Here is a 9,842-nt window from a genome sequence, read left to right on the forward strand (position 1 = left end):
GTCCGCCTTCAAGCGAGCCGAGCACCGCAGGTCCGGCGAGGGCGAAGAGGCGCGGGTGTCTGAGCGCAGCGAGTTCCCGCGCCGTCCCTCGACGGACCGAGGARCRCAGGGYACCGGCGTGCGMAGCACGCCGGCTCGCGGCTGGCGGCGCGTTTCTTTTGGTTACTTTTCTTTTCGCGCGAAAAGAAAAGTGACACCCCTCCGCAGTCGCGGAAAAGGGCAGCCGGGAACCCCCGGCGAACCCATTCAATCCTTCCCGCGTGCCATCGCCTGGAACACGCCATCGCGGCGCACCCACAGGTGGAACAGCGCCGCACCCACGTGCATCAGCACCGTGGCGAACAACACGTATGCCAGCAGGCTGTGCGCATTGCGCAGCGCGGCGTACAGCGCTGGCGTGTGCGGCACGATCGGCGGCAGGTGCAGGCCACCGCCCAGCACGATCGGGTAGCCGCCGGCCGACAGCATCGCCCAGCCGATCAGCGGCATCGCCAGCATCAACGCGTACAGCATCCAGTGCGAAGCCTTCGCGGCCAGCACCTGCCACGCGGGAAGATCCGCTGGCAGCGGCGGTGGGCGGTGGCGCAGGCGGTTGTACAGGCGCAGCACCGCCAGCAGCAGGATGGCGATACCCAGCGGCCGGTGCAGGTCGATCAGCATGGGGCGCAGGTGCAGCGAGGCGACCATGGTCACGCCGATGAACAGCATGGCGATGATCATCAGCGCCATGGACCAGTGCAGCACCCGGGCGAGCAGGTTGAAGTGGCCGTTGCCGGTACTCATCGTGCTTCCCCCTTCGTCTGTGCCGCCGCACCGCTGGCGCGCTCGCGCTCGCGGCGGTTGAACGACTGCGAATACACCGCCGAGCGCGCAGCCAGGATCGGGTCGTCGCTGCCGCGCACGCCGCTGGGCACGATCAGCGGATCGAAGTTGAGCTGGCCGCAGGCGCCTTCTTCCTGCGACTGCATGCGGTCGAGGCTGAGCACGCCCGCCACCACCTGTTCGCGCGATTCAGGCCACGGCACCGAGGGATCATCAATGGCATCGCCCGGCGCGGCCAGGCTGACCACCAGGTTCCAGCGCACCGGGCCGGTGGCCAGGCGCTGCTGCAGTTCCTGGCTGAGGAAATCGACATTGGCCTGCTTGCGCGCCTCCGCATCCATCTCCACCAGCGGCGCCTGCGGCTGCCAGCGCCAGCGCACCGCGCGCTTCTGTCCCTGCGCGTTGGTGAACCAGAAACTGTTGACGCTGTTGAAGGTGGTGTTGGCCCAGCTGCTGGTCCACGGTGCGCTCTTGGCCCACTGCTGGAAGGCCTGTGCGCTGGGGTATCTGGCCAGCACGGCCGCCATCTTCTGCGGGTCGGGCTTGCCGGTGGCCGGATCCGGAATCTGCGCGCGGGTCTGCTCGTAGAACGCCTCGGCGGTGGGCACGGCGAAGAACGGGAAGCTGTTCATCGCCATCCGCCATTCCTGCCCGTCATCGCCCACCAGCTGCACGGCGATGCTGCGCACGCGCGCGCTGCCATCGGCGCCGTGCGGATCGCCGCCGCCGATCGACAGCCGGCCCAGCACCGGAACCTTCGCCTGCGAGAACACCCGTGCGCTGGACAGCGTGGGCGCCTGTGCGCTGGGTTCGAACCAGCCGCTCACGCACACCCCTTTGCTGTGCGCGCGGCGGAAGCCGGGATGTGCAGGGCCGGTGGCCTCGATGGTGTCGGTGAAGCGCTGTGCGGTCAGCCGGTCGCGGCCGATCCAACCGGCCAGCCAGGCGAAGGCGAGGGCAACGATGCCCAGGATCAGTGCGATCAGCGCGATCCAGGGCAAGGGCGAATGCCGGCGCGGCGCGCCCGRCTCCTGGCCGGCGCGGGTGTAGCGGAAGAGCGACATGGTCGGAGTCCTGCCTTCACGGATGTGTGGGTGGGCGACCACACCATCCTCGCAGAACCCGGCCGGGGCCGAAATTCAATTTTTCGTCAGATTTGCAGGTTGATGCAGTGCCGACCAAGGTCGGCACCCACCGGCATGGGCAGCGCCGGGCCATGCCCGGCGGCTCCATCAGCCGTAACGTGCCTTCAGCATCGTCCAGGCCGAACGCAGGGCCAGGGCTTCGCCACCGGCCGGGCGGCCCGGGCGCTCGCCATCGTTCCAGGCATACACGTCCAGATGTGCCCAGCGCTGTCCGTCTTCCAGGAAGCGTTCCAGGTACAGCGCSGCGGTGACCGAGCCGGCCATGCGCGAACCGGCRTTGGCCAGGTCGGCGATGCCGCTGCTCAGGTAACGCAGGTACGGGCGCCACAACGGCATGCGCCACACCGGGTCACGGGTGGCGTCGCCAGCCTGCAGCCACTGCTGGGCGAGCGTGTCATCGTTGCTGAACAGCGCCGGCAGGTCCGGGCCCAGCGCGATGCGTGCCGCGCCGGTCAGCGTGGCGAAGTCCAGCACCAGGTCCGGCTTCTGCTCACCGGCGAACGTCAGCGCGTCGCACAGGATCACCCGGCCTTCGGCATCGGTGTTGTCGATCTCCACGCTCAGGCCCTTGCGGGTGGCGATCACTTCGCCCGGACGGAAGGCATCCGGGCCGATCGCATTTTCCACCGCCGGTACCAGCAGGGTCAGGCGCACCGGCAGCTGCTGGGCCATCACCAGCCCGGCCAGGGCCAGCGCGTGTGCGGCGCCGCCCATGTCCTTCTTCATGTTGCGCATGCCATCGGCCGGCTTGATGTCSAGGCCGCCGGTATCGAAGCASACGCCCTTGCCGACCAGTGCCAGCGCCGGGTCGGTCTCCTTGCCCCAGCGCAGCACGATCAGCCGCGGCGCACGGTGCGAGGCACGGCCCACCGCATGGATGGCCGGGAAGTTCTGCGCCAGCAGTTCGTCGCCGGTGATGGCTTCCACCTGCGCGCCATGCGCTTCAGCCAGGGCACGCGCGGCGTCTTCCAGCTGCTGCGGGCCCATGTCTTCGGTCGGCGTGTTGACCCAGTCACGCACGCGCAGGCTGGCGGCGATCAGGTCGGCCACTTCGCCGGTCGGTGCAGCCACCAGCTGGGCCGGCGCGCGGTTGCGCTTGCGGTAGCGGTCGAAGCGGTAGCTGCCCAGGCCCCAGCCCAGCTGCAGCAGCGCCTGCTCGGCGGCCGGCAGTTCGCTGGCCAGCTGCCACACGCTACCTTCCGGCAGGGCATGCGGTGCATGGGCGTAGCTGTAGGCATCGGCACGATCACCGACGCCGATCACCGCGCCAGCCAGGCCATCGGCGCCGGGCAGCAGCGCAACCGAATGCGCGCCCGCAGTGAAGCCCTGCGACTTCAACCACGCCTGGGTGGCAGCAGATTGGCTGTTCTTCCACGCCTCGAACTGGCTGCGGTCCAGCACGTGCAGCGGCAGTGCGGCGGTGGTGTCGGCGGTGAAGCCAGTGATCTCGCTCATGCGTCAGGTACTCCGGGATGCGTCAGCGTCGGCGGCGTCGAGGTTGGCATCGAGCCAATCGGCCAGGCCGGTGAGGGTGTCGAACTGCAGGTCAGGCTGCAGCTGCGGATGGTTCCAGGTGGCCGCTTCGCGGTTGATCCAGCAGCCGCGCAGGCCGGCRSSCATCGCGCCGGCCACGTCCATCTCGACGTGGTCGCCCACGTGCAGCACCTGCGCCGGGGCGACGCCCAGGCGGTCGCAGGCAGCGTGGAAAATGCTCGCTTCCGGCTTGGCCGCGCCATGCTCGCGCGCGCCCAGCTGGAAGCTGAAGTGATGGGCCAGGCCGATCCGTTCCAGATCGGCGTTGCCGTTGCTCAACGCGGCCACCGGCACCCGCGCGGCGATACGCGCCAGTGCGTCCAGCGCATCGGGGTAGCACTCCACCTGGTTGCGCGCGGCGTAGAACACTTCATACGCCGGTTCCAGAAGATCCAGGCTGGCGCCACTGTTTTCCAGCGCCTCCTGGATCGTCAGCCGGCGCAGCGCGCTCAGGTCGAAATGCAGGTGGGGGTTGTCGCGGAACGAGCGCTCGCGCAGTTCGCGCATGGCCGCCACCGGATACATCGCGGCGGTGGCGGGGCTGTGTTCGCGCATCCAGTCGAACAGGACCTGGTCGATGCGGGCGCCGATCGGAGCGAACGGCCACAGCGTATCGTCGAGGTCGAGGGTGATGGCAAGGACAGGGAATTTCACCCCGCCATTCTACGCCTGCCCGCGCGGGCTTTCATGCGCGCGGCGGGCAGGCGCCGCCGCCGTCAGTGGCTGCGCAGGTCGTAGGAGCAGTACAGGACGGTCTGGCCATCGACGCGATCGACGCTCAGGTCATGCCTGCCCACTTCGCGCCGGTAGCCACCGGCCACCGGCGGCGGCATCTTCGCCAAGGCGGCGACCTTGCTGATTTCCGCGCTGCCGAAGTACGCCGTGTAACTGTCCACGCCATCCTCGCCGCTGGAGCCGTCGTAGGAAGTCACATGGGTCACCGGCAGGCCAAGCACCATCAGCGGCGAGGCCAGTGTGTAGCCGTCGTCGTACTCGTCCCTGGTCTTGGCCCCGGCGGGCATCAGCACCTTGGCCATGGCATCGAACTGTTCGGGCGTGAGATGGCGCTGGCAGGTGATGGCCTCCACCAGCTGGGTGCGGGCCACTTCCGCACTGGGCGGGGCGGCGGCGAAGGCGGGGGCGGCCAGGCAGGTCAGGGCGAGGCATCGACGCGCGAAAGAGAACATGGGGAGGGTTCCATCCTGGGAAAAAGCGGGCGCATATTCTGCCAGCCTTCGCCGTCCCACCGTTCCTCTCCCCGCACGCCCGTCGATGGAGCGCGCCTCACTCCAGCAGCCGCGCCCAGCCGTGCATGCCGTCCAGCCGCGCCAGCACCAGCTTGATGCAGACCAGCAGCGGCACCGCCAGCAGCAGGCCGATCATGCCCCAGGCCCAGCCGAACACCATCAGCGCCAGGATCAGCACCAGCGGTGACAGTTTCATCTGCCGACCAAGCACGATCGGCGTCACCAGCTGCCCTTCCAGGGTATGCAGGGCCAGGTAGGCGGCCGCAGGCAGCAGTGCCTGCAGCGGGTCGCGGAACTCGACAAAGCCCATCAGCAGCATCAATGCGACGCCGAGCAGCGGACCGACATAGGGCGCGAAATTCAGCAGCGCCGCCACGGTTCCCCACAGCAGCGCCTCCTGCAGGCCGATGCCCAGCAGCATCAGCACCCCGGCCAACAGCAGGCCGACCACCGTGTTGATCACGCTGATGGTCAATACGTAGCGCGACACCTCATGCTCGATCGAGCGCAGGATGTCACTGGTGAAACGCTGCTGCTGCCGGTTCGGGAACAGGGCGATCGCTGCACGCTGCAGGCTCTGGCCGTAGATCATGAAGAACAGCGTCAGCAGCACGACGGCCAGCACCGAGGCGGCCAGCCGCGGCGCACGGGTGAGCATCCGGTAGGGGTCGTCCAGCTGGGTGCGGATCACCTGCACCTTGCGGTTGCCGTCGCCGCCGGCCACGCGCGCGAAATTCTCTGCGGCCTGGTTGGCCTGCTGCACCGGCTTGGTCAGGTCCTGCACCTGGCGCGCAACCTTGCGCAGCTGCTGCGGTGCTTCCTGTGCCCAGTCCATCGCCGGGCCGATCAGCTGCACCGCCAGCGCACCGGTCACGCCCAGGCCGGCGCCCAGCACCAGCAGGGCGCCGAGCGCGCGCGGAATCCACAGCTTCTGCAGCAGGCGCAGGATGGGGTTGCCGACTAGGGCGAAGAACATCGCCAGCAGGACCGGCAGGATGATGTCCTGCGCCGCCCACAGGGTGAACGCCACGGCCAGGGTCGCCAGGATCACCAGCGACATCGGGCCACGTGGGCGCGAGGGCGGCGGCAGGGGTGCGGACTCGTCCGGCGCAGGCGACGACGGGGACAACAGGGACTCGCTCATCGACGCACCGACCAGAAAGAGAAGCCCATTATCGGCCCGCCGCGATCAACGCGGCGGGTAAGGTTCGTCAACGTTCGGACATCTCGGTCGCCGCTTCGGCCGGACGGGGCTCACGCAGCTCGGGCTCGGCCACCGGGCGTGCTGCCGGTCGTGCCGCAGCGGCGGGTGGCGGCCCGGCCGCCTCATCCACCTGGTCGGCGGCATCGTCTGCGGTTTCCGCCGCCTGCGCCGCCACCACCGAAGCAAACGCGGCCTGGGCGCTGGCGAACAGGCTGGACACCGAACCGACCATCTGCAGCCAACGCGCTCCGTTGACCTTGCCCGGAACCTCCAGCTTGCCGGCGATGAATCCGCCGGCCAGACCCACCACCACGATGCGCAGTGGCGACCAGCCCTGTCGCCAGACCTGGCTGAGCACGTTCCAGTGGTCCTGGGTCTCGCCGAGGCGCACGGCCATCACCTGTTCGCAACGTTTCACACGCCGCTGCAGTGCACCGAACTTCATGGCTTGCCCTCCGGGATCTGCACGCCGGCATCGGGATCATCATCGGTGGGCTCATCGAACAGGCCCAACCGGGACAACTGACGCCGGGTGGCGTGCATGCCGGTGTGGTGGAAGAAGTAGGAAACGCGCCAGATCGCATAGCCGGTGACGGCCAGGCTCAGCAGCGAGGTGATCAGCAGGGCCTGCAGCCAGCTCAGGCCGAAGCTCTGCAGCAGGGCGATGAGGGTGGCGGCCAGCAACAGCCAGGCCGACGCACCGAACACGATGGCGACGCCGGCCCAGGCCAATGCGCGGCCGAATGCGCTGCGCGCCAGCGCGAAGTCCGCCGACGCCAACCGGCGCAGCGAACGCAGTGAGTGCTTGGCCGAATCGGCAGTCGCCTGGCCGGCTGCGCCGACCTGGCGGATGCTTTCGTCCAACGGCGGCGTGGCCGCCGGATCAGGACGTTGCGTGGTGTCTTCGCTCACGCCGCAGCTTACTTGTCGCTGCCGCGGGCCAGCTTGGCGATGATCCAGCCGGTAGCGAAGGCCACGCCGAACGAGGCCAGCGGACGTTCGCGGATCAGCTCAGCAGCGCTGTCGATCAGGTCCTTGCCCTTGTCCATCAGCGCGTCGACCTGTTCCTTGGCGGCGGCACCACCGAACTCGGCAGCAGCCAGGCCCGACAGCGCGCTGTCGGAAAGTTCAGCCTTGACGTTGGCCTTGCCGATGCGCAGTTCATCGGTCGCGGCGCCGGTAGCGCCCTTGATCGCACCGCCGGCAGCGCTGGCGGCCTGCTTCAGGTGGGAACCGGCTTCACCCAGGTGGTCCTTCAGGTTCTCGGTATTGGTGGGGCTCATCGAATCACTCCTGTTGCGATGGGGGAACGGGCGATCGGCGCTTGGCCGACCTGGACGTACAGCAATAGCATCACGTGGGTATAGGGGGCGTTACGGCCAGGCGATCAGCGCATCACCAACTGGCCCTGCTGCTGGCCATTGTTGCGCAGCACGCGCAGCACCAGGGTGGGCGGGCGCTGCTGGAAATTGGCGCGCCAGCTGGCCAGGTCGGCGAACTCGCCCACCGTGGCGTCGGTGATGATGTCGCCCTGCTGCAGGCCATTGGTCGCGGCGCGGCTGCCGCGCTTGACCTCGCTGACCAGCACGCCGCCCACGCCAGACTGACGCAGCGATTCGGGCAGGTCGACGAAGCTGGCACCGGTCAGGCGCGGGTCCAGGCTCTCGCCGCTGACCACGCGCGCCTGTTCCTTCAGCGTTGCCTTGATCTGCAGCGGCTTGCCTTCGCGGCGAACGTCCAGAGTCAGCACGCTGCCCACCGCCGCCAGGCCTTCCACGTTGTGCAGTGCTTCGGCACTGTCCACGCGCTGGCCGTTGGCCGATACCACCACGTCGCCCGGCTTCAGTCCTGCGGCGGCACCGGCCGAACCGGCCAGCACGCGGGTTACCAGGGCGCCACGGGTTTCGCCCAGGCCCAGGCCCTGCGCGATCTGCGCGCTCAGGTTCTGGCTTTCGATGCCCAGCGTGCCGCGCACCACCACACCATGCTTGACCAGCTGGTCGACCACGCTGCGGGCCAGGTTCGACGGAATCGCCAGGCCCAGGCCGATGTTGCCGGCCATGCTGCCCTGCGGGTTGAAGCTGGCGGTGTTGATGCCCACCAGCTGGCCCTGCAGGTTGACCAGTGCGCCACCGGAATTGCCGGGGTTGATCGAKGCATCGGTCTGGATGAAGTTCTGGTAGCCCAGCCCGCGGATGCCACTGCGGCCCACCGCCGAGACGATGCCCGAGGTGACCGTCTGGCTGAAACCGAACGGATTGCCGATGGCGACCACGAAGTCGCCCACCCGCAGCTGGTCGCTGTTGCCCAGCTTGATGTCGGTCAGGTTCTGCGCCGGAATGCGGATCAGCGCGATGTCGGTGTCGCGGTCCGAGCCGAGGAACTCGGCCTTCACCGTGCGCCCATCGGCCAGTGTCACCTGCACGTCATCAGCGTTGTCGATGACGTGGTGGTTGGTCAGCACCAGGCCTTCGGTGGCATCGATGATGACGCCCGAACCGAGTGACTCGTTGATCCGCTCCTGCGGGATGTCCGGGAACAGGCGGCGGAAGAACGGGTCGTTGAAGAACGGGTTGCGTACCCGCACCACCTGCTTGGTGTTGACGCTGACCACCGCCGGCATCGCCTTTTCCAGCATCGGTGCAAGCGAAGGCACCGCCTGCCCGGCGACCGCGGCCGGCAGCGCTGCGGAGGTGGGCAGTACCGCCGGCAGCGGAGCGGCATCGGCACGGTTGTCCAGGTGCGCATTGAGGCCGGTGGCAACGAAGCCGCCGAAGGCAGCGGCGATTGCGAGCGTAAGCAGGGTGGGAAGCGGTCGCATGGGAGTCGGTTCGCAGGCTGAGGTTGGGGCCGTTGACGCATACGGTAGAACAAGCTGAATGAGTGTGTCGCGATCTGGATAAATGCCCCATGAAAATCCGACCCTCACCGCAGGCGCCGGAAAGCTGACGCGCGCACCACAACGCTGTTCGCGACAGCCGCGAGCGAGTGCCGCAAGGCACGCCGGCAGCGCCCTGATACACCGCGACACTTGCGCAGTTCCGCGCATCCCGACCTTGCGATGACGCTCAGTGCTGCGCGGATGTGTGGCTGCTGCCAGTGCCTGCATCGGCACGCCAGCAGCAGGCAGGCTGCGCAGCACACTGCTTAAAAAAAGGGATTTCCTGACTGCGGGGCACGTCCGCCGCCGCTATCGCTTACWYCAGTTGCGTCGCACMGGATGCGATTGRCCRGSCGTGCCCGTTCCACGATAGCCATTGTCGGTATAGCATCGCCCCGTTTTGACAATCCAGGCCCCTAGGAGGGCAACATGAGCAACGGTAATGGTGTGTCGGTCGTGACCGACGCCGTCGAGAACGTGAAAGAAACCGCCACCAACGTCGGCGAGACCATCGCCCACGCCGCCGAAGACGCAGTGAAGTCGGTCAAGAAGACCGTCAAGCGCGCCCGCAAGGCTGCCACCACCCGCGTCGCCAAGGCCAAGAAGGTCGTGGCCAAGGTCGAGAAGACCGTTGCCAAGAAGGCCGAGAAGGCTGCCAAGTCGGTCGGCAAGACCGTTGCCAACGCCAAGAAGAAGCTGGAAGCGGCCAAGAAGAACGCCAAGGCCGAAGCTGCTGCCCTGAAGAAGGAAGTGGCCAAGAAGAAGGCGGCTGCCGGCAAGACCGTGACCAAGAAGGTTGCTGCTGCCAAGAAGACCACCAAGGCTGCCGGCAAGAAGGTCGCTACCGTGAAGAAGGCCGCCACCAAGAAGGTTGCGACCGCCAAGAAGGCTGTGGCCAAGAAGACCGCTGCTGCCAAGAAGGTTGTCGGCAAGAAGGTCGCTACCGCCAAGAAGGCTGTGGCCAAGAAGACCGTGGCCGCCAGGACGGTCGTCGGCAAGAAGGTCGCTAC

Annotated in this window: 10 protein-coding genes and 1 pseudogene; 1 reads left to right on the top strand and 10 read right to left on the bottom strand. The window is 67.9% G+C overall.

Annotated elements, in window-relative coordinates:
* Positions 1-246: 246 nt before the first annotated feature.
* The 10 genes from AC1VAN_RS03645 to AC1VAN_RS03690 form a co-directional block, all read right to left on the bottom strand.
* Positions 247-783, bottom strand: a complete 537-nt coding sequence (locus AC1VAN_RS03645) for a cytochrome b (protein WP_025878352.1) — start codon at positions 781-783, stop codon at positions 247-249.
* Entirely contained in the window at positions 780-1,886 is a 1,107-nt protein-coding gene (locus AC1VAN_RS03650; RefSeq protein ID WP_480985289.1) for a catalase family peroxidase, read from the bottom strand. The genes AC1VAN_RS03645 and AC1VAN_RS03650 overlap by 4 nt, the downstream gene beginning before the upstream one ends.
* A gap of 168 nt (positions 1,887-2,054) precedes the next feature.
* Positions 2,055-3,422 (bottom strand): leucyl aminopeptidase family protein, encoded by a 1,368-nt coding sequence (locus AC1VAN_RS03655; protein WP_032978292.1) that lies wholly within the window; start codon positions 3,420-3,422, stop codon positions 2,055-2,057.
* Between the two features lie 3 nt (positions 3,423-3,425).
* The gene (locus AC1VAN_RS03660) at positions 3,426-4,154 is read right to left on the bottom strand and encodes an HAD family hydrolase (protein WP_480985290.1); all 729 of its coding nucleotides are present in this window, start codon (positions 4,152-4,154) and stop codon (positions 3,426-3,428) included.
* A 62-nt stretch (positions 4,155-4,216) separates the two neighbouring features.
* Positions 4,217-4,687 (bottom strand): hypothetical protein, encoded by a 471-nt coding sequence (locus tag AC1VAN_RS03665; protein ID WP_032978295.1) that lies wholly within the window; start codon positions 4,685-4,687, stop codon positions 4,217-4,219.
* Positions 4,688-4,784: 97 nt separating this feature from the next.
* Positions 4,785-5,891: an AI-2E family transporter gene (locus AC1VAN_RS03670; protein ID WP_025878356.1), complete on the bottom strand. Its 1,107-nt coding sequence runs from the start codon at positions 5,889-5,891 to the stop codon at positions 4,785-4,787.
* Positions 5,892-5,958: 67 nt separating this feature from the next.
* Positions 5,959-6,396 carry a hypothetical protein gene (locus AC1VAN_RS03675; RefSeq protein ID WP_025878357.1) on the bottom strand — a complete coding sequence of 146 codons (438 nt, stop codon included), beginning with the start codon at positions 6,394-6,396 and terminating at the stop codon, positions 5,959-5,961.
* Positions 6,393-6,863, bottom strand: a complete 471-nt coding sequence (locus AC1VAN_RS03680) for a phage holin family protein (protein ID WP_442251799.1) — start codon at positions 6,861-6,863, stop codon at positions 6,393-6,395. Before AC1VAN_RS03680 ends, AC1VAN_RS03675 begins: the two co-directional genes overlap by 4 nt.
* Positions 6,864-6,871: 8 nt before the next feature.
* Positions 6,872-7,234, bottom strand: coding sequence for a hypothetical protein (locus AC1VAN_RS03685; RefSeq protein WP_025878359.1), 363 nt, complete (start codon positions 7,232-7,234; stop codon positions 6,872-6,874).
* 104 nt (positions 7,235-7,338) lie between these two features.
* Positions 7,339-8,772 carry a Do family serine endopeptidase gene (locus AC1VAN_RS03690; RefSeq protein ID WP_025878360.1) on the bottom strand — a complete coding sequence of 478 codons (1,434 nt, stop codon included), beginning with the start codon at positions 8,770-8,772 and terminating at the stop codon, positions 7,339-7,341.
* A 489-nt stretch (positions 8,773-9,261) separates the two neighbouring features.
* On the opposite strand from AC1VAN_RS03690, the pseudogene AC1VAN_RS03695 reads away from it, so the two are divergent.
* A pseudogene (locus tag AC1VAN_RS03695) lies at positions 9,262-9,842 on the top strand (histone); the annotation flags it as partial.

It is taken from the genome of Stenotrophomonas sp. 05L44_2, from assembly GCF_056665995.1.

What these genes read in the sequence shown, in the direction of transcription:
- AC1VAN_RS03685 (WP_025878359.1), bottom strand. Translation starts at nt 7,234, where the DNA reads ATGAGCCCCACCAATACCGAGAACCTGAAGGACCACCTGGGTGAAGCC.
- AC1VAN_RS03665 (WP_032978295.1), bottom strand. Translation starts at nt 4,687, where the DNA reads ATGTTCTCTTTCGCGCGTCGATGCCTCGCCCTGACCTGCCTGGCCGCC.
- AC1VAN_RS03675 (WP_025878357.1), bottom strand. Translation starts at nt 6,396, where the DNA reads ATGAAGTTCGGTGCACTGCAGCGGCGTGTGAAACGTTGCGAACAGGTG.
- AC1VAN_RS03670 (WP_025878356.1), bottom strand. Translation starts at nt 5,891, where the DNA reads ATGAGCGAGTCCCTGTTGTCCCCGTCGTCGCCTGCGCCGGACGAGTCC.
- AC1VAN_RS03645 (WP_025878352.1), bottom strand. Translation starts at nt 783, where the DNA reads ATGAGTACCGGCAACGGCCACTTCAACCTGCTCGCCCGGGTGCTGCAC.